This window comes from uncultured Ellagibacter sp., assembly GCF_934636505.1.
GTDB lineage: Bacteria > Actinomycetota > Coriobacteriia > Coriobacteriales > Eggerthellaceae > Ellagibacter.
The window spans coordinates 1-19,431 of sequence record NZ_CAKUAL010000039.1 but is presented as its reverse complement, the minus strand read 5'-3'; the positions used below and the strand labels follow the sequence as shown (position 1 = coordinate 19,431).

The 19,431-nt window shown below is 62.2% G+C and carries 14 protein-coding genes and 1 pseudogene; all 15 read left to right on the top strand.

Annotated elements, in window-relative coordinates; translation table 11 throughout:
* The coding region (locus Q0G18_RS05910) for a DEAD/DEAH box helicase (protein WP_297150668.1) at positions 1-2,603 on the top strand (2,603 nt) is incomplete at its 5' end.
* Positions 2,597-3,214, top strand: coding sequence for a DUF4391 domain-containing protein (locus tag Q0G18_RS05905; RefSeq protein WP_297150666.1), 618 nt, complete (start codon positions 2,597-2,599; stop codon positions 3,212-3,214). The genes Q0G18_RS05910 and Q0G18_RS05905, both read left to right, overlap by 7 nt.
* Before the next feature lie 4 nt (positions 3,215-3,218).
* Complete coding sequence (locus Q0G18_RS05900; RefSeq protein ID WP_297150665.1) at positions 3,219-5,261, top strand: site-specific DNA-methyltransferase; 2,043 nt, start codon at positions 3,219-3,221, stop codon at positions 5,259-5,261.
* Positions 5,262-5,269: 8 nt separating this feature from the next.
* Positions 5,270-6,322, top strand: a complete 1,053-nt coding sequence (locus Q0G18_RS05895) for a PDDEXK nuclease domain-containing protein (protein WP_297150663.1) — start codon at positions 5,270-5,272, stop codon at positions 6,320-6,322.
* Positions 6,323-9,511: a DEAD/DEAH box helicase family protein gene (locus Q0G18_RS05890; RefSeq protein ID WP_297150660.1), complete on the top strand. Its 3,189-nt coding sequence runs from the start codon at positions 6,323-6,325 to the stop codon at positions 9,509-9,511.
* A 54-nt stretch (positions 9,512-9,565) separates the two neighbouring features.
* Positions 9,566-10,210, top strand: a complete 645-nt coding sequence (locus Q0G18_RS05885; RefSeq protein ID WP_297150657.1) for a hypothetical protein — start codon at positions 9,566-9,568, stop codon at positions 10,208-10,210.
* A 790-nt stretch (positions 10,211-11,000) separates the two neighbouring features.
* Positions 11,001-11,321, top strand: coding sequence for a 50S ribosomal protein L21 (gene rplU / locus Q0G18_RS05880; RefSeq protein ID WP_158048956.1), 321 nt, complete (start codon positions 11,001-11,003; stop codon positions 11,319-11,321).
* A gap of 19 nt (positions 11,322-11,340) precedes the next feature.
* Positions 11,341-11,604 (top strand): 50S ribosomal protein L27, encoded by a 264-nt coding sequence (gene rpmA, locus Q0G18_RS05875; RefSeq protein ID WP_158048955.1) that lies wholly within the window; start codon positions 11,341-11,343, stop codon positions 11,602-11,604.
* A gap of 130 nt (positions 11,605-11,734) precedes the next feature.
* Positions 11,735-13,126, top strand: coding sequence for a GTPase ObgE (gene obgE / locus Q0G18_RS05870; RefSeq protein WP_297150654.1), 1,392 nt, complete (start codon positions 11,735-11,737; stop codon positions 13,124-13,126).
* Entirely contained in the window at positions 13,126-14,349 is a 1,224-nt protein-coding gene (gene proB, locus Q0G18_RS05865; RefSeq protein ID WP_297150651.1) for a glutamate 5-kinase, read from the top strand. Before obgE ends, proB begins: the two co-directional genes overlap by 1 nt.
* 63 nt (positions 14,350-14,412) lie before the next feature.
* The gene (locus Q0G18_RS05860) at positions 14,413-15,717 is read left to right on the top strand and encodes a glutamate-5-semialdehyde dehydrogenase (RefSeq protein WP_297150647.1); all 1,305 of its coding nucleotides are present in this window, start codon (positions 14,413-14,415) and stop codon (positions 15,715-15,717) included.
* Positions 15,718-15,720: 3 nt separating this feature from the next.
* Positions 15,721-16,488 (top strand): nicotinate-nucleotide adenylyltransferase, encoded by a 768-nt coding sequence (gene nadD, locus Q0G18_RS05855; RefSeq protein ID WP_297150643.1) that lies wholly within the window; start codon positions 15,721-15,723, stop codon positions 16,486-16,488.
* Between the two features lie 3 nt (positions 16,489-16,491).
* The gene (yqeK, locus tag Q0G18_RS05850) at positions 16,492-17,145 is read left to right on the top strand and encodes a bis(5'-nucleosyl)-tetraphosphatase (symmetrical) YqeK (protein ID WP_297150640.1); all 654 of its coding nucleotides are present in this window, start codon (positions 16,492-16,494) and stop codon (positions 17,143-17,145) included.
* Entirely contained in the window at positions 17,142-17,567 is a 426-nt protein-coding gene (rsfS, locus tag Q0G18_RS05845; RefSeq protein WP_297150638.1) for a ribosome silencing factor, read from the top strand. The genes yqeK and rsfS overlap by 4 nt, the downstream gene beginning before the upstream one ends.
* A gap of 379 nt (positions 17,568-17,946) precedes the next feature.
* Positions 17,947-19,431: pseudogene (locus Q0G18_RS05840) on the top strand (hypothetical protein); the annotation flags it as partial.

Below are 19,431 nucleotides of genomic sequence, written 5' to 3'. Positions count from 1 at the left end.
ACTACATGGCGCTCTACCGATTATTCAGCGAGTTCTTGGACGACGTCTCCGAGGACGTGCTGCCCAACGAGGGGCTGGGCTTCCGCGAAAGCCTTATCTGGAACAAGCTCTACGACTTCCAGAAGGACGCGGCGCTCGCCATCATCAACAAGCTCGAGACCTACAACGGCTGCATCCTGGCAGACTCCGTGGGCCTGGGCAAGACGTTCACCGCGCTCGCCGTGATCAAGTACTACGAGAGCCGCAACAAGGACGTGCTCGTGCTGTGCCCCAAGAAGCTGCGCGACAACTGGATCACCTACAACTCGAACGTCGTGAACAATCCCATCGCGGGCGACCGGCTTCAGTACGACGTGCTCTACCACACCGACCTCTCGCGCACGCGCGGCACGTCGGAGACCGGCCTGCCCCTCGACCGCCTGAACTGGGGCGCGTACGGGCTTGTCGTCATCGACGAGAGCCACAACTTCCGCAACGGCGGCGACTCGGCGTCGGAGGACAGGATGAACCGCTACCAGCTGCTCATGGAGAAGGTCATCAAGCAGGGCGTGAAGACCAAGGTGCTCATGCTCTCCGCCACGCCCGTGAACAACCGCTTCCGCGACCTGCGCAACCAGCTCGCCCTGGCGTACTGGGGCGACCCCACCGGCTGGTCCGAGAAGCTGCGCCTGGAGAACGACATCGAGACGGTTTTCCGCAACGCGCAGACCGTCTACGCCCGCTGGTCGAAGCTGCCCGCCGAGCAGAGGACGACACGAGCCCTCACCGACATGCTCGACTACGACTTCTTCGAGGTTCTCGACCAGGTGACCGTGGCGCGCAGCCGCAAGCACATCCAGCGCTACTACGACATGAGCGCCATCGGGCCCTTCCCGAAGCGCCTGCCGCCGATATCGAAGCGCCCCAAGCTCTCGACGCTGGCGAACGCGATCAACTACCGCGAGATATACGAGGAGCTCGACTCCCTCGCGCTCGCCGTGTACACGCCGAGCTCGTACGTGCACCCCAGCAAGATGGAGAAGTACGCGAAGATGGGCGGCGGCGGCAACCTCACGCTCGGGGGGCGCGAGACGGGCGTGCGCCGACTCATGACGACGAACCTGCTCAAGCGCCTGGAGAGCTCGGTGTGCTCGTTCCGCTTGACTCTCGAGCGCGTGCTCGCCGCCATGAACGCCGCCCTCGAGACCATAGACGACTACCGCAGGGGCTTGGCCTCGGGCGCCAGCGTGGCCGACGGCGACCTGCCGGGCGGGTTCGACTTCGACCCCGACGACGAGAGCGGCTTCGAGGTGGGCGGCGCCACGAAGATCCTCGTCGAGGACATGGACTGGATGAGCTGGGAGCGCGACATCGAGGCGGACGTCGCCGTCATCGAGGTCCTGATCTCGATGGTGCGCGACATCGACCCCGCCCACGACGCCAAGCTCATAGAGCTGTGCGAGCAGATCCGCGAGAAGTCGCAAGGCCCCATCAACCCGGACAACCGCAAGGTGCTCGTGTTCACCGCGTTCTCCGACACGGCGGACTACCTCTACGAGAACGTGTCCGCCTTCGCGAAGCGCGAGCTCGGCCTCGAGTGCGCCAAGGTCACGGGCGACGGCTGCGCCTGCACGATAAAGGCCGTGCCCCCGCACATGCAGGAGGTGCTCGCCTGCTTCTCGCCCGCGTCGAAGGAGCGCGACGTGGTGGCGCCGCAGCTTTCCGGCTGCGACGTGGACATCGTTATCGCCACCGACTGCATCTCGGAGGGCCAGAACCTCCAGGACTGCGACTACCTGGTGAACTACGACATCCACTGGAACCCCGTGCGCATCGTGCAGCGCTTCGGCCGCGTGGACCGCATCGGCTCGAAGAACGCCCGCATCCAGCTGGTGAACTACTGGCCCGACGTGGAGCTTGACGAGTACATCAAGCTCAAGGCGCGCGTCGAGGAGCGCATGCGCATCACCGTGATGACGTCCACCGGCGACGACGACTGCATCAACGCCGACGAGACGGGGGACCTGGAGTACCGTCGCCAGCAGCTCGAGCAGATGCGCGACGAGGTCGTTGACCTTGAGGACGTCTCGGGCGGCGTTTCCATCACCGACCTGGGCCTCAACGAGTTCCGCATGGACCTGGTGGGCTACTACCGCGACAACCCAGACATCGACAGGCTTCCGAGCGGCATCAACGCCGTGGTGGAGGGCGACGAGCCCGGCGTCATTTTCGTGCTGCGCAACGTCAACACCAAGATCGACCGCGACGGGGCGAACCACCTACACCCGTTCTATGTGGTTCGCATGGGGTCCGATGGATTCGTTGCTCACGGACACCTGGAGCCCAAGGCGGTGCTCGACGACATGCGCATGCTGTGCCGCGGTAAGTCCGAGCCCGACATGGCCCTGTGCCGCGCCTACAACCGCGAGACCAAGAACGGCCGCGACATGCGCCGCGAGGCCGGGCTTCTGCGCGACGCGGTGGCGTCGATCGTGGACTCCAAGGAGGAGTCCGACATTGACAGCTTCTTTGCCGGTGGCACGACGGGCTTCTTGGAGAACGACATCGAGGGGCTCGACGACTTCGAGCTCGTGTGCTTTTTGGTGGTGAGGCCCAGATGCTAGGGCTTCCGAGCACGACTGAGGTGGGCCGACGCATACCCAAGGAGGCCTTCTACGGCCGCCTGAAGGTGAGCGCCGCGCTGCGCCAGTCCTTCATCGACGACGTCGAGCGCTTCGTGATCGCGAACTCGATAAAGACCTCCACGACCGGCATACCCGACGGGGAAAGCGTGCACGAGGTGCTCGTGGTGGAAGTGGCGCTCAAGGCCCGCCGCGTCCCCGAGGCCGTGCTCGCGTGCGTGGCGGAGACCAACCCCCATAAGCTGCTGTTCGTCTGTACCCGTGACCACGAGGCATGCCTCGCGGTGATGCTCAAGAGGATCGCCGTGGGAGAATGGCAAAGCGTCGAGGATGTTTCCCTCACCCTGAAAGCGACGAGCATGGACGGGGTTTGGGACTCAATCGCCTCGCAGGTAGTGTATGGCGATACGGGCAGCGAAACCGCAACCGTGGACGAGCGCTTCGCGACGGACGCCAAGCTCAAGGCGCTGCGAGATGAGTTGGCGCGCGTGGAGGCGCGCGGGCGCAAGGAACGGCAGGTGGCGCGCAAGAACGCGCTTTTCGACAAGGCAAAGGAACTCAAGCGGCAGATCGCCGCTATAGAGGAAAGGTAGATAGATGGAAAAGATCGAGATGGGCACGCCCAACGGCGCCGTCGAGAACATCGAGAAAATCGCGGAGCTGTTCCCGCAGGTGGTGACCGAGGTGGAAAACGCCGACGGTGAGCTCGAGCGCGCCGTGGACTTTGACGCGTTGCGCGATCTTTTGGGTGATGTGGCCGAAGGCCAGCGCGAGCGTTACCAGTTCACTTGGCCCGGCAAGCGCGAGGCCAAGGCTGAGGCGCGCCGCCCCATCTACAAGACGATGATCCCCGAGCCTGGCAAGTCCAAGGATTGGGACACCACCGAGAACCTCTATGTCGAGGGTGATAACCTGGACGCGTTGAAGATTCTGAAGGAAACCTACGCCGGCAAGGTTAAGCTCATCTACATCGACCCCCCATACAATACGGGCCATGACTTTGTCTACGATGACGACTTCACAAAGACGCGCGGCGAGTACGATGTCGAGAGCGGCGACTATGACGAGGATGGCGGTCGCCTGGTTGCCAACACCGAGGGCAACGGCCGGTTCCATTCGGACTGGTGTTCGATGATGTATCCCCGCCTTACGCTTGCGCGTGACTTGCTGGCTGGCGATGGCGCCATCTTCATCAGCATCGATGACAATGAGAGCGCGAACTTGCGTAAGATTTGCGACGAAGTTTTCGGCGCCGTGTGCTTTGTTGGGGATATCGCCTGGCAGAAGACGTATTCACCGAGAAACGACTCCAAGGGTATTCCCGCTGAAGTCGAGCATATTATCGCATATTCCAAGACCCCCAATTGGGCTCCAGGCCGGCTGGCGCGTACTGCGGAAATGGATGAGCGATATGCGCGCCCGGATGATGACCCGCGTCCTTGGAAGGCTGGCGATGCGTCCGCGCCCGGAGCGGTAACGCATCAGGGGATGGTATATGCAATTCAGCACCCGCTTACAGGCGAGCTGCTGTACCCGCCGAACGGTCGACATCGACCGTTCGGCGGGTGCAGCATGCTCGGTCTGATGAGCGAATGGGCTGAGTATGAATGGCGCGATATTCATGATGAGGAGAAGCGTGCAGAAATATGCGGTATCCAGCCAGATGAGGTTCGCCAAGGCGTTCAGGCGTTGATGTTGAAAGAACCAACCGAGGAAACATACCAAAAGGCACGCCAGCGCTACGACCAAGGGCGTTGGCCACAGCTGTACTTTACAAGTGGCGGCAAGGGCGGAATGGCGGTTAAGCGCTATCTCGACGAGATGGAAGGCAAGATGCCGACCAATCTCTGGCCTTATGCTGAGGTGGGCCATACCGATGAAGCGAAGAAGCGGCTCAAGGCACTTTTCGACGGCTTCGCCCCCTTCGACACGCCCAAGCCCGTGCGCCTCATGAGGCGCATTCTCGACATCGCCTCCTCTAAGGACTGCACCGTGCTCGATTTCTTCTCGGGCTCGGCTTCCATGGCTCAAGCCGTCATGGAGAAGAACGCTGAGGACGGCGGGGACCGCCGATTCGTGCTTGTGCAAATTCCCGAGGAGACGACGGGACAGTTCTCCACGCTGACTGAGATCGGCGAAGAACGTATCCGCCGTGCGGGCGAGAAAATCGCCAATGAAATCGATGAATCCAATAAGCAGCTCGAGCTCGGCGCCGAACCAAAGCCTTATCCCGACCTGGGCTTCCGCGTGCTGCGCATCGACTCTTCGAACTTCAAGGACTTCTACCTCACGCCTGGCGAGACCGCCCAGGAGAGCCTCTTCGACTTCGCTGACAACGTGAAGGAGGGGCGCTCCGACCTGGATTTGCTCTTCGAGGTACTGCCCAAGCTCGGTATCCCGTACTCCGCGAAGATCGAGGAGCGCGTGCTCGCCGGCAAGAAGGTGTTCTTTGTTGATGGCGACAAATTGGCGGCCTGCTTCGATGCGAACGTTGGGTCCGACACCATCGAGGAGATGGCGAAGGCCAAGCCCTGGTATGCCGTCATCCGCGACTCATCCATGGCCGACGACGCCACACACGCCAACTACGAGGAGCTGTTCCGCACCTACAGCCCCGACGCTGTCGCCCAGGTGATTTAGGAGGACGAATGAGTGAATTGACGAAGCGGGACGCATCGGAAATCGTACCAGCAGGCTTCTACGACAGAATTATCGGTATTCTCAAGACGGCTCGGCACAGGGCTTATTCTGCCGTCAACTTCTCTATGGTCTGCGCCTATTGGGAAATCGGACGCAGTATTGTTGAGGAGCAAGGCTACGAAGAACGAGCACGTTATGGCGACCAGTTGATCCAGGGCCTATCTGAGCGCTTGACCACCGATTTTGGGAAGGGTTTCGACGTTTCCAATTTGCGCTACATGCGTTTGTTCTATCTCGCATTTCCGATTCGTGACGCACTGCGTCACGAATTGACATGGACGCATTATCGCAGACTTTCGAAAATCAAGGATGAGTCCGCTCGTGTTTGGTACATGAATGAGGCCGCCAATGAGCATTGGTCCACACGTCAGCTTGACCGGCAGATTTCGGTGTTATATTACGAGCGTTTGCTTGCGAGCCGGGATAGGAAGTCTGTAGCGGCAGAGGCGCAAGATAGGATGTCGCAGCTTGCGCCGGTCGACTTTATCAAAGATCCGTACGTACTCGAGTTTTTGGACCTTAAGAACTATCCTGCGCTACATGAAAACGATCTCGAGCAAGCTCTCATTGATCATCTGCAAGAGTTTCTTCTCGAACTTGGAACAGGGTTTTGCTTTGTGGCCCGTCAAAAGCTCATGCGGTTTGACGATGATGATTTTTATCTCGACCTCGTTTTTTACCACGCAGTTCTCAAATGCTATGTGATTATCGATTTAAAGATGGGTAAGCTCTCGCACTCTGATGTGGGCCAGATGGAAAGCTATATCCGAATGTTCGATGCACTGCAGAAACATGATGACGACAATCCAACTATTGGTCTCATTCTGTGCTCGGAAAAAAACGAGGCTATAGCTCGTTATTCGTCGCTTGCAGATGGTAAACAGCTTTTCGCATCAAAATACGTATTTGAGCTTCCTTCGGTCGAAGAATTGCAGGCGCAGATGGAGAGTACTCGACGCGAGTTCGAGGGGCATCCCTTGCCCAATGGGGATGATGCGTAGATGAAGTTCAAATTCAAAGTACAACAGTACCAAACCGACGCTGCAGACGCGGTGACCTCGGTCTTCGAGGGGCAGCCCAACCAGGGTGCAGCAATATACTTACGCGATTTGGGCACCGCGAAACGCCATTTGGGTATGGAATCGGGCTTCGCCTTCTCGCAAGGTGCCGAGGAGGGTTATGCCAACGCGCCTGTCGCGCTCAATCGCGATGACATCCTGGCCAATGTTCGTGCCGTGCAGCGCCGCAACCAGCTGCATGAGTCGTCGAGCCTGTTCGACGGAATGGGCGCATGTCAGCTGGACGTGGAGATGGAAACGGGCACCGGCAAAACCTACGTCTACACCAAGACAATGTTCGAGCTCAACCGCTTATACGGTTGGTGCAAGTTCATCATCGTGGTGCCATCGGTCGCCATCCGCGAGGGCGTCGCAAAGAGCCTGGAGAACACGCAAGAGCACTTCTTCGCCCAGTACCATAAGAAGATCAGGTTTTTTATCTACGACTCGGACAACCTGACCGAGTTGGACACCTACTCGCAGTCAAATGACATCAACTGCATGATTATCAACATGCAGGCGTTCAATGCCTCGATGAAGGAGGGCGCCAAGAACAAGGCGGCGCGCATCATCTTCGACGAGCGCGACGAGTTCGGTAGCCGCAGGCCCATCGACGTCATAGCGGCTAACCGCCCCATCGTCATCGTCGACGAGCCTCAGAAGATGGGGAAGAAGGGTGGTGCCACGCAAAAGGGCATCGCGCAGTTCAAGCCGCTGTTCGTGTTGGGCTACTCCGCCACGCACAAAGAGAAGCATGATCTGGTGTACGCGCTCGATGCTTTGGATGCTTACAACCAGAAGCTCGTGAAGCGAATCGAGGTGAAGGGTTTCACACTCAAGAACATGCGCGGAACCGACGGGTACCTGTATCTGAAGGACATCCTTGTGTACAAGAACAAGGCGCCTGAGGCGGTCATCGAGTTCGAGTGCATGGGTGCTGGCGGTAGGGTGCGCAAGAAGACCCAGCGTTTCTTGGAAGGCGACAGTATTTACGAGGCGAGCGGTTCCACGCGCCTGGAAGCCTATCGCAGCTACACTATAGCCAGCGGAAACGACGGCATCGTTCCTCCGCAGGATGGGCGTCCCGGCTATGTGCGATTTCTCGATAGAGGCATCGGCGATGACGGGCGCGTCTTCATCGGTGACATCTATAACGATTCCGCCGCTGGCGACATGCAGCGCGTGCAGATTCGCGAGACCATTAAGAGTCATCTGCAGAAGGAAGAGGCGCTGTTCCGCCGCGGTATCAAGTGCCTCTCCCTTTTCTTCATCGATGAGGTTGCGAAGTACCGTGATCTTTCCGGTAATGGTGGGACCGTGGGTTACGGCAAAGTGTTCGAGGAAGAGTATTCTGCCATTGTCGATGACAGGCTGAAACATCCAACGGCAGACGACGTTCTTGATCCGTCGTACGCGCAGTACCTTGGGCGCTTCGATGCGCATTCGGTGCACAGCGGATACTTCTCCATCGACAAGAAGGGCAACGCCGTCGAATCGAAGGCCGAGAAGAAGTCCGAACGCGAGGACGGCATCGGTATCAACGACGACGACGCGAAGCGCGCCTACGACTTGATTTTGCGCGACAAGGAGCGCCTACTTTCCTTTGACGAGCCGGTGCGTTTCATCTTCAGCCACTCAGCGCTGCGCGAAGGCTGGGACAATCCGAATATCTTCCAGATTTGCACGCTCAAGGAGTCTGGCTCCGAGACGTCCAAGCGCCAAGAGGTCGGCCGCGGCATGCGCCTTGCCGTCGACCAGAAGGGCAATCGTCAGGACGCGGCGCTGCTGGGCATGGACGAGGTTCATCGCGTGAACCTGCTCACCGTAATCGCATCGGAGAGCTACGAGACGTTCGTAAAGGACCTGCAGACCGACATCGGCAAGAGCCTACGCGAGCGTCCGAAGAAGGTCGATATGGGCTTGTTCTCGAGCGGGGACTTCGTGATCGACGGTGAGACGATTGCGTTTACCGCTGAGCAATCGAAGCGCGTGTACATGGCGCTCTACAAAGAGGACTTTATCGATGACGACGACATGCCTACGGATGCTTTTCGCAAGGTCTCCGGGGCCGGGGGGTTCGTTGAGCACTTCATTATGAAGCTCCCTGATGATATCGCTGACGAGCCCCATGCCAAGGCAGTCGAGGCCATGGTCAAAAGCGTTTACGACGAACATGCGCTTGACGGCATGATCGGCCGCGCTGAGGAAAAGGTCTGCGAGAACGCCTTGACCGACAACTTCGCCAAGCACGAGTTCAAGGAACTATGGGGTCGAATCAATCGCAAGCATGCCTACACCGTGAGTTTCTCAGACGACGAGCTTCGCCGCAAGGCTATCGCGCGCATCAACTCCGACTTGCGCGTGAACAGGTTGCAGTACGTCTTGACCTTGGGCAACCAAAGGATAGAGGCGCGCCGCGATGAGCTTGAGCGGGGTGCGTCGTTCGATAGGACGGCCTCCGAGGTCCACGACGTCGATGCGGGCGCGGCTCCCGTCAACGTCGCATACGACCTCGTGGGCGAGGTGGCGCAGGCCGCCGCCATCACGCGCAGGAGCGCTGCGGCGATTTTGTCGGGAATCGACGCCACCGTGTTCGATCTTTTCCAGGTGAACCCCGAGGAGTTCATCAAGAAGGCCGCTGCGCTCATCGTGTCGGAGAAGGCGACGATGGTCGTTGAGCACATCAGCTACCACGAGATTGACGGTTGCTACGACACTGCGATATTCACCGAGCGCATGCCCGACAACGCGAGCAAGGCATACGAGGCGAAGAAGAACATCCAGCGGTTCGTGTTCCCCGACTCCGACGGCGAGCGCAGATTTGCCGAGGACATGGACGCCGCTCCCGAAGTTTCGGTCTACGCCAAGCTGCCGCGCACGTTCCAGATTCCAACGCCGGTGGGCAACTACGCGCCCGACTGGGCGATTGCCTTCAAGGAAGGCAGTGTACGCCATGTGTTCTTCGTCGCCGAGACCAAGGGAACCATGGACACGATGGAACTCTCTGGCGTGGAAAACGCGAAGATTGCCTGCGCAAAGAAGCTCTTCAACGAGATGTCGACTGACGATGTGCGATACCACAACGTGGCAACATACGATGATCTACTCGAGGTGATAGGGCAGATGGACTAGAGGTGCTTAGCAGCGATAGATAAGCGATTTCCGCCGCTAAGAGAGGAGCGATCAATGGGCGCGTACTATGCATGGGTGAACGCAACGAAGACGGAGCATCTTGGCAACATGCCATTTCGCTATGGGGTGAAGATGCTGGAGAACTGCCGTTTTCCCAACGATCGAACTGACGTTGCGCTCACGTTGCTCGCCGACCGCTGGCACGGAGACCTCGTCGCCTACGTGAGCGACTACACGGTTTTGGCGGATTGCGAGGGCAAGGGGCTCGCCCAGATGGCGGAGTATTTCCCAGAGAACCCCCGCGACTATGTCGAGGACCACGGGGAGGACGTTGGCTCCCTGTTCGCCTGCTTTAAGGGATGCGAGTGGTATCTGCCAACCGAAGATGACCCCGAGGGCGAATACCTGCATCCCTACACGGGGCCGCTCGACCAGGAGGCCGTCGTTTACCGCTATGTCGTCAACGAAACGCGCAGGGAATATCTCGACAGGTTTAGCGGACGCCTCCTTTGCACCGTCGATGGCGTTGACATCCTCGAAGACGTGACGCCTGCCTTGCTGGGCGACACTGGCCGTTTGAAGCGGAACGGTGAAGAGGTGCTCGATGGTATCTGGGTGGGCGATGCCATTACTCCGACAAATGACGCCCCAGGCGAGGGCTACATCGATATAACGCCCGAATACACGATTTGGCCCTAGCGCTATCCGCGTCGCTTGCGCGGTCCGACCCTGACGCGCGGCCTCGATCGCCCGGTCGATCGCGCGCTTTCGCCCGCGCGGCGCTGTTCGGCTCGACACGCGCGCTCGCCCGCGCAATCGCTACCCCTGCGAACTTCCGTGGCAGGAAAGCAGGGGAGACCTCCCAGAAATCGGGAGGTTTTCATCAACGTGAGGCCCCTGGAGGGCTCTCGCCGGGCGCTTCTCGCCACTCGCACTTGGCCGCCGCGAACGGCCGCAAGCATAAGGCCAGGTCAGCGACATCACAGCTTTCGGCAGTGCCCTCTTCTTCCCGCGTCCTCTTCCCGTGTTGATGAAAACCACCCGATTTCTGGCATGACCCCCCTCGGATAATAAGGGTCTGAGACTCCCGACAACCCTGAGACTCCCGATAAACCTGAAACTCCCGATGTCCCGACTGTTCCTGAGGCACCTGGGGCTCCCGACGATGGACGTTCGCTTTCCGGAACAGGCGATGTCGTGCCGATAGCACCGCTGTTCGCCCTTGTGCTCGGTGGTCTCGGGCTTGCGGCCGTATGCGTCCGGCGCCTTCGCAGGGAGTGAAGCCTTCATGCTTTCTCATGAAAAATCCATGCAACGCGCTCGCGCGTAGCCATGAGTTCTGGTATCATTCAACAGGTTGCGCTAAGGATGGCGCAATCGGGAATAAGTGCGATGATACGCGGAGGCGGTGCATATGCGCTCCTCGGAGTCTTGCTACGGCCACGCTTCAAAGTTATCGCATGCAGTTATTTCGCATAAGGAGAAGTGAATGTACGCAATCGTGAAAACGGGCGGCAAGCAGTACAAGGTTGCCCCTGGAGACCGCATCAACATCGAGAAGCTCGATGCCGAGGTGGGCGCTGAGGTCGAGCTTCCTGTCATCTGCGTCGTCGACGGCGAGACCGTCGAGGCAGATCCTGCCAAGGCCGCTGCCACCAAGGTGGTCGCAACTGTCATCGAGCAGTTCAAGGGCGAGAAGGTTCTCGTCTTCAAGTTCAAGAAGCGCAAGAACTACAAGAAGCTGCGCGGCCATCGCCAGCAGCTCACTCGCGTGGAAATCAAGTCCGTCGGCACCGCTGTCGCCGAATAGATAAAGGGAGGCATACACCATGGCTCATAAGAAAGGCTTAGGCTCCAGCCGTAACGGTCGCGACTCTCACGCACAGCGACTCGGCGTGAAGATGTTCGGCGGTCAGCATGTTCGCACCGGCAACGTCATCGTTCGTCAGCGCGGCACCAAGTTCCATCCCGGCGAGAACGTCGGCCGCGGCAAGGACGACACCCTGTTCGCGCTGTGCGACGGCACCCTTGAGTTCACTCGCGGCGTGAAGCGTCGCGTGCATGTCCGCCCCGATGCCGAGGCACAGGAATAGCACGCTACCGCGCAATCAGCATAGATAGTCGGTTTTCGAGGCGCCCCCTGCATATCAGAGGGCGCCTTTCGTTTACAATCCAGACAACGCGGGCGTACATGATGCCCGCCCTGGCAGCGAAGGATCCCCCATGTTCGTAGACAAGGTACGCATATACGTCAAAGGCGGCGACGGCGGCGCGGGCTGCATGTCCTTCCGTCGCGAGGCGCACGTCCCCAAAGGCGGCCCCGACGGCGGCGACGGCGGTCACGGCGGCAACGTCGTCATCCAGGCCGACCTGGGCGTCTCGTCGCTGATCGACTACCGCTTCAAGCACCACTTCAAGGCCGAGCGCGGCACGCACGGCAAGGGCTCGCGCATGCGCGGCGCCGACGGCGAGGACATGATCTTGAAGGTGCCCGTGGGCACGGTGGTCCACGAGTACTTCGAGGAAACGAAGGAAACGGGCGAGCTCATTGCCGACCTCACGCACGACGGCGAGCGCATCACCGTGGCGCTTGGCGGCGTCGGCGGCCGCGGCAACGTGCACTTCGTCACCTCGACCAGGCGCGCTCCCGCGTTCGCCGAGCTGGGCGAGCCGGCGCAGGACCAATGGGTCGAGCTCGAGATGAAGCTTATGGCCGACGCCGCGCTTGTGGGCATGCCCTCGGCGGGGAAATCCTCGCTCATCTCGAAGATCTCGGCGGCACGGCCGAAGATCGGCGACTACCCGTTCACGACGCTTGTCCCGAATTTGGGCGTGGCGACGAGCGGTGACCTAAGCTTCGTCTGCGCCGACGTCCCCGGCCTTATCGAGGGCGCGCACGAGGGGCGCGGGCTTGGGCACGAGTTCCTTCGCCACATCGAGCGCACCGCGCTTATCGTGCACGTGGTCGACCTCACGGGCGACTATGAGGGGCGCGACCCCTTGAACGACTACGAGGTGATCAACCGCGAGCTCGAGCTGTACGCGAGCGACCTCGCGTCCCGCCCGCGCATCGTCGTGGCCAACAAGATCGACGTCCCCGGCACCGAGGAAGTTTGCAAGAAGCTCGCTGAGCGCGTGCGCGCCGACTCCATCGCCGCGGCCGGCGGTGACGAGTTCGCGGACAGCCCCATCGACCCGAAGCTCTACTGCATCAGCGCGCTTACGGGCAAGGGTGTCGACTCGCTCAAGGCCGCCATCGCGACGAAGGTGCACGAGCTGCGCGAGGAAGCGCGCGCGCAAGCCGCCGACCAGCCGGAATTCGATCACGTGTGGGAACACAAGCGCGAGATGCGCGACCGACGCTTCACCGTGCGCAAGCTCTCCGACGGTGTCTTCCGTGTGGAGGGCGGCCAGGTCGAGCGCATGGTCATCCAGACGGACTGGGAAAACGAGGACGCCATCGCCTTCTTGCAGCACCGCTTCAAGCGCATCGGCGTGGAGGATGCGCTCGCGAAGGCGGGCGCCCGCAACGGCGACGAGATCCGCATCGTGGGGCGCGCCTTCGAGTTCGAGTCGGCGACGGCGGACGACGCGTTCGAGGAGCTTGACATCTAATGGACGAGGCCAGGATCGACATTTCCGCAGCGGGCGAGGGCTGTGGCGCCCGCGAGACGCATGAGGGCAGCGAGTCGCGCGACGCCCGCGAGGGGCAGCTTGCCGCCCACCTGCGCCCGCTCGTGGTCAAGATCGGCTCCTCGACGCTCACTACGTCGGAGAGCAAGATCGACTACGCGTTCCTCGACGACGTCGCCCGCCAGGTGGCGCAGGTGCGCGAGGCGGGCTTCTCGCCCATCATCGTGACGAGCGCGGCCATTGCGTGCGGGCTCGAGGCGCTCGGCATCGAGCGGAGGCCCACCGACATGCCGAGCTTGCAGGCAGCGGCCTCGGTAGGGCAGAGCGCGCTTTCGGCAGGCTATGCCCGCGCGTTCGTCCAACATGGGATTACCACGTCGCTCGTACTTTTGACCAGGCGCGACACAGCCGACCGCACGGCGTATCTCCACGCGCGCGACACGCTTTCCCGCTTGCTTGAGATGGGGGTCGTGCCCATCGTGAACGAGAACGACACGGTGTCAGTCGAGCAGATTCGCTTTGGCGACAACGACACGCTCGCGGCGCTCGTGGCATGCCTTGTCGAGGCGGAGCTCATGGTGATCCTCTCCGACATCGACGGGCTCTACGATGCGAACCCGACGAAGGTCGAAGGCGCGCACCTGATCGAGCGCGTCGAGCGCATCGACGAGAGCATCATGGGCGTCGCGGGGGACGCGGGAAGCGTCGTCGGCTCGGGCGGCATGATCACCAAGATCAAGGCCGCGCGCGTGCTCATGGCGGCGGGCATTCCCATGACCATCTGCCTCGGCCACGCCCCCGATGCCATCGTGCGCGCAGCTTTCGGCGACCGTATCGGCACGCGCTTCTCGGCGAGCGAGCGTCCGCACGAGATCACGCCGCGCAAGCTGTGGATCGCGCTCGGCGACTCCGCTCGCGGCTCGCTCATCGTCGACGACGGCGCGAAGAACGCGCTGCTCCACCGCGGCAGCTCGCTTCTGTCGGTGGGCATCTCGCGTGTCGAGGGGCGTTTCAACGACGACGACATCGTCGACGTGAAAGACGCGACGGGGCACGTGATCGCCCGCGGCCGCACGGCGTTCTCGAGCGACGAGGTGGAGCTTGCCTGCGGACGCACGCGCGAGGAGCTCGAGCGCAACCGCCTGCTCGCGGCGTTCGCCGACAAGCCGGTCATCCACCGCGACGAGCTGATTGCCTTCGAGTAGCGATTGAGAACCACCCAGTGAGCTGGGATAACCGAGGGGAACGGGCGAGAGAAAGGTTCAGGCATGTACGAAGAGATTGAGATGCTCGCCAAGCGGGCTCGCACGGCAAGCGTGCGCCTGGCCCAGACGAGCGACGACGAGCGCAACGGCGCCCTGCGCGCCATGGCCCAAGCGCTGCGCGAATGCGCGCCCGAGGTTCTTAAGGCGAACGCGGCCGACGTGGCTGCCGCACGCGAGAAAGGCACGAAGGAAAGCCTCATCGACCGGCTGCTCCTCACCGACGCGCGCATCGAGGACATGGCCGCCGCGCTCGAGAGCCTAGCCGAGCTTCCCAACCCGCTCGGGCGCACGCTCGAGCAGCGCACCCTCGAGTCGGGAATCCGCCTCGAGCGCGTAAGCGTCCCCTTAGGCGTCGTCGCCGTCGTGTACGAGGCGCGCCCGAACGTGACCGCCGACGCTGCCGGCATCTGCCTGAAGTCGGGAAACGCCTGCATCTTGCGCGGCGGGTCGATGGCGGCCCGCTCGTGTGCTGCCATCGCGCGCGTCCTTTCGGCTGCGGCGGAGCAGGCGGGCATGCCCGAGGGCTCGATCGGCATCGTCGCCTCGACCGATCGCGCGGCGACCGATGTCCTCATGGGGCTCCACGGCCTGATCGACGTGCTCGTTCCTCGCGGCGGGGCGGGGCTCATCCGCCACTGTGTGGAGACGGCCAAGGTCCCCGTCATCGAGACGGGAACGGGAAACTGCCACGTCTACGTGCACGAATCCGCCGACTTCGACATGGCGCGCGACATCCTCGTGAACGCGAAGTGCCGCCGCTTCGGGGTCTGCAACGCCTGCGAGACGCTGCTCGTCGATGTGTCCATCGCGGCCGATTTTCTTCCCAAGGCGCTCTCCGAGCTGGCCGATCGCGGGGTGGCGATCCATGCCGACGAGCTGGCCTGCGAGGCTGCGCTTGCCGCAGGGGCCTTGCGCGGGCAGGGGCAAAGCGCGCTGCGCGTCGACCGTGCGAGCGAGCAGGATTGGGAAACCGAATATTTAGGGCCCGAAATCGCGGTGAAGTGTGTCGCGGGCGTCGACGAGGCCATTGCCCACGTGAACCGCTACGGCACGATGCACTCGGAGGCCATCGTGGCGAACCCAGGTGATCCTGCGGGCGCTTCGGCGATCGAGCGCTTCTTAAACGAGGTCGACGCGGCGGCGGTCTACGCGAACGCTTCGACGGCCTTCACGGACGGCGGCATGTTCGGCCTCGGCGCCGAGATCGGCATCTCCACGCAGAAGCTGCACGTGCGCGGCCCCTTCGCGACTGATGGGCTGACCTCGTACAAGTACGTGCTGCGAGGCGACGGCCAGGTGAGGTCCTAGCGCATGGGGGAGGAAACGCTGGCAAGCGAATCGAGCGTGCGCGCGCCTCTGCCCGGCCGAGCGACTCCGTGCCGAGCCCAGGCGGTCTCGCTTCCTGGTGAGGTGGCCTCGCGCCGTTCGCCCGTCGTGAGCGAGGGGCTCGACAACCTGGGGGCGGATGGCGCGCCTGCCCGGCTGGGAATCATGGGCGGCACCTTCGACCCCATCCACATCGGGCATCTGGCCTGCGCCGAGCAGGTGCGCGAGGCGTACGGGCTCGACGCGGTGGTGTTCATTCCCGCCGGCAGCCCCGTCTTCAAGCGCGACCGCGACGTCACGCCCGCGGACGACCGGCTTGCCATGTGCCGCCTCGCGACCGAGAGCAATCCCGCTTTCGACGTGAGCGCGATGGAGATCGAGCGCGGTGGCGACACCTACACCGTCGACACGTTGCGCGAGCTGCGTGCGCACTATCCCGACAACGTCGAACTCGTGTTCATCACGGGTGCCGACGCGGTCGCGAAAATCTTCCGCTGGCACGAAAGCGAGGCGGTTGCGGGGCTCGCACGGTTCGTCGCCGTGACGCGCCCAGGGTATACGCTTGACGACGAGATGCGGGCCACCTTCGAGAAAAGTCCCTTCACAGTGGACTTTCTCGAGGTCACGGGGCTATCGGTCTCCTCAAGCGACCTGCGCCGCCGCGTCAGCGAGGGCAAATCGATCAGATACCTCACCATGTCGCGCGTGCGCGATTACGTATGCGAGCATGGCCTGTACCGAAAGGAGCGTTAAACGGTGGGGAAGGAAAGCGGCGGCGATTTTGCCGAGGTGCTCGGCGAGGCGTTCTTCTGTGAGCGCAGGGCGGAGCTCGAGCAGCGCGTCAGCAAGAAACGCTTCACCCATGTGATGGGCGTGGTCGAGGAGGCAGAGATCCTCGCGCGGGCCTACGGGGTCGACGTGCACGAGGCCAGGCTTGCAGGCCTTTTGCACGACTGGGATAAGGCCTACGACGACGAAGAAATCCGCGAGCGCGCTCGCGAGCTGGGGCTTCAAGTGAACCCATGGATTTTGGAGCACCAGCCGCGCCTTCTGCACGGCCCGACGGCTGCTGCGGCGCTCGGGCGCAAGTTCCCCGCAATCCCCGCGGGCATTCTGCAGGCAATCGAGCGCCACACCACGGGCGAGATCGATATGACGCCGCTCGATATGGTACTCTACTGTGCCGACGCGCTTGAGCCGAACCGCCGTTTCGGGCGCGTCGACGAGCTGCGTGCCCAAATCGGCCGCGTGACGCTCGAGGAGCTCTACGTTGCAGTGCTCGGGTACTGGACGATCCTCATCATCGAGCAAGGAAAGACGCTGCATCCGCGCACGGTGGAAATATGGAACGCCTACGCGGTGAAAAACGAGAAACCGTACATAAACGCAAAGCGAAAGGAGCGCAAGTGAGCGCTAACGAACAGAAAACCTCGCGAGAGCTCGCGATCATCGCCGCCCAGGCGGCCGACGAGAAGAAGGCGACCGACATCCTCGTGCAGGACGTGGCGGAGCTTGTCGGCGAGACCGACTTCTTCGTGATCGTCACGGCGTCCAACAGCCGCCAGGTGAACTCGATCGTCGACGCCATCAAGGAGGACCTGCGCGACAAGGGCGGCGTGAAGCCCTTCCACATCGAGGGAACGCAGGACGGATCGTGGTCGCTGCTCGACTACGGCCAGATCGTCGTTCACGTCTTCCAACCCGAGACGCGCGAGTACTATCGCCTCGAGGAGCTCTGGAACGACGCCCCCGTGCTTGATTTGGCGAAGGAAGCGGGGCTTTGCGACGTCGAGTACTCCGACCGCATCTCGAAGCTTCTGCCCAAGAAGTAGGCAAAAACCTGGCAGGAAATCGGCGGGAACGCGGCGCGAACGCGACGGGAATGCGGCGAGCGGGCGGCAAGGGCCCAGCAGGAACCCGGCGCAAACGCGCCTAAACCGCGCCCAATCGTCCGCTGAAATGCGCTTGGCCGTGCGCTGTTTTCTTCGGTATCTTCCCAATTCGCTTTAGTTGCCTGCAGTGCGCCGACAGAAGGCGCGCTGCAGGCTTTTCGCGCTTTCGGGGCGGCATGTGCCAGGGTTCTTTTCGGGACACAAAGCCGAAAAGCGCCCGCGGGTGCTAAGGTCCCTTTCGCACATACGGTATGGCGGCGCCTCGGCTTGGCGCGTAGACTTGCCGACTGCGGCTTTTGCTTTTGGGAGAGGGACACCAATGTCCGACTTTCTGATGTCGTGCTCATGCAAGGGACGCCGCCCCAAGAACGTCGCCACTTCCGTGGTCCATTCCCGCCCACATCTCATAGCGGATCTTCTGCGCTCTCGCGACGTCGCTCGTTTCCTCGTCGCTCCCACAGGCTTCGGCAAGTCGACGGTTGCTGCGGAATATGCGCAGGTCGTCTTCTCGTTCAGGCGAACGTTCTGGGTCAACTGCGAAAGCCCGTGCTTCCTGCGCGACCTTGACGCCGGCATCATCGCATCGCGCGTGGCCGAGCTCGGCGGCGCGGGCTCGCTTGTGGTGTTCGACGACCTACCGCGCATGGACGCCTCGCGGGTCGAGGCGTTTTCCGAGGTCGTCGACGAGTTGCTCGCGGCGGGAAACGAGGTCCTCGTAACGTGCGCGCCGACCTGTGACGCCTATTCCGATTTGCATCGCGACAGGGTGAAACTCTCTGCGCGCCGCTTTTTGCTTACTGACGAGGAGATGGAGCGCACTGCGCGGGCGACGGGCTCCCCGCATGCGAAGTGCCGCGCGGCGTGCGTTGCGTGGGGGTCAGACGACGGAGGCCGCCTCGTCGCGGGCATGGCCGCCGAAGAGCCGCCCGCAAGCGTTCTTCTCGCGGCGTTTCTCATGCTGGTGATGGTGGAGGGGAGCCTCTCCGAGCTTGTCCCGCTTGTGGGCGCGCGTCATGCGAGCGAGGCGTTTTCCCTGATAGAGGAGGACTATCCATTCCTCGGCGTCTGCGTTCGGGAAGACTCCTTCGATGCTATCGCCATCGATATCCCCGTGCTTGCCCAGGGCTTCTCGCGGGCGGTGGATCGGGTCGTCGACGGGTCGACGTGCGGGGACGCGAGCGAGCTTGCGGCGTGCATCGCGGCGATGCTCCTCGAACGCGGGGCTGCTGCACGGGCGTGCGCCATCGTCCGCTATCTTGCGACGAAGCCCGCCTGCGCGAGCTGGCTTGCCGCCCACGGTGCCGATCTCCTCTCGGCGGCGTGCTTCAAGCCTGCTCACGAGCTGTTCGTTTACGCCGGGAAGAACGCGCGTCAAAACCGGATTCTTCTCGCTGCCGACGAGGCGGTGCGTTTGGCCGCGCTCGACGATGCCGCCTGCGCGCTGTTCCTCGCGCGGAAGTTCGCCTTCTCGCGCAGCATCGACCCCGAATCGCGCTCGCGATTGCTGCTCGTCGCCTCCTGCCTGGGAAACGACGAGGACCACCGCCGCGCGGAATCGGTGGCGGCCGACCTCGCCGCCCGCGCGAAAGTTGGGGACTCGATCGCCTCTGCAGCTGCGTTTTACCTCATCGCGGCTCACATCGGCAAGGGAGTGATGCCCCTTGCGGAGGCGTGGGGCAAGCTCGCATCGCGCGACGCAACCGACGAGCCGCTCGTCATCGCCGCCGCCTTGGCGCTTCGGTCGCTTGCACAGAAGAAGGCGCCGGGCTTCGCGTCGTCCGAGGACGCGCGCGCAGACGAGCGC

Coding starts and splice junctions, on each gene's coding strand:
- obgE (WP_297150654.1), top strand. CDS start 11,735: ATGTTCGTAGACAAGGTACGCATATACGTCAAAGGCGGCGACGGCGGC.
- Q0G18_RS05885 (WP_297150657.1), top strand. CDS start 9,566: ATGGGCGCGTACTATGCATGGGTGAACGCAACGAAGACGGAGCATCTT.
- nadD (WP_297150643.1), top strand. CDS start 15,721: ATGGGGGAGGAAACGCTGGCAAGCGAATCGAGCGTGCGCGCGCCTCTG.
- Q0G18_RS05890 (WP_297150660.1), top strand. CDS start 6,323: ATGAAGTTCAAATTCAAAGTACAACAGTACCAAACCGACGCTGCAGAC.
- Q0G18_RS05905 (WP_297150666.1), top strand. CDS start 2,597: ATGCTAGGGCTTCCGAGCACGACTGAGGTGGGCCGACGCATACCCAAG.
- Q0G18_RS05900 (WP_297150665.1), top strand. CDS start 3,219: ATGGAAAAGATCGAGATGGGCACGCCCAACGGCGCCGTCGAGAACATC.
- Q0G18_RS05860 (WP_297150647.1), top strand. CDS start 14,413: ATGTACGAAGAGATTGAGATGCTCGCCAAGCGGGCTCGCACGGCAAGC.
- proB (WP_297150651.1), top strand. CDS start 13,126: ATGGACGAGGCCAGGATCGACATTTCCGCAGCGGGCGAGGGCTGTGGC.
- Q0G18_RS05895 (WP_297150663.1), top strand. CDS start 5,270: ATGAGTGAATTGACGAAGCGGGACGCATCGGAAATCGTACCAGCAGGC.
- rplU (WP_158048956.1), top strand. CDS start 11,001: ATGTACGCAATCGTGAAAACGGGCGGCAAGCAGTACAAGGTTGCCCCT.
- rpmA (WP_158048955.1), top strand. CDS start 11,341: ATGGCTCATAAGAAAGGCTTAGGCTCCAGCCGTAACGGTCGCGACTCT.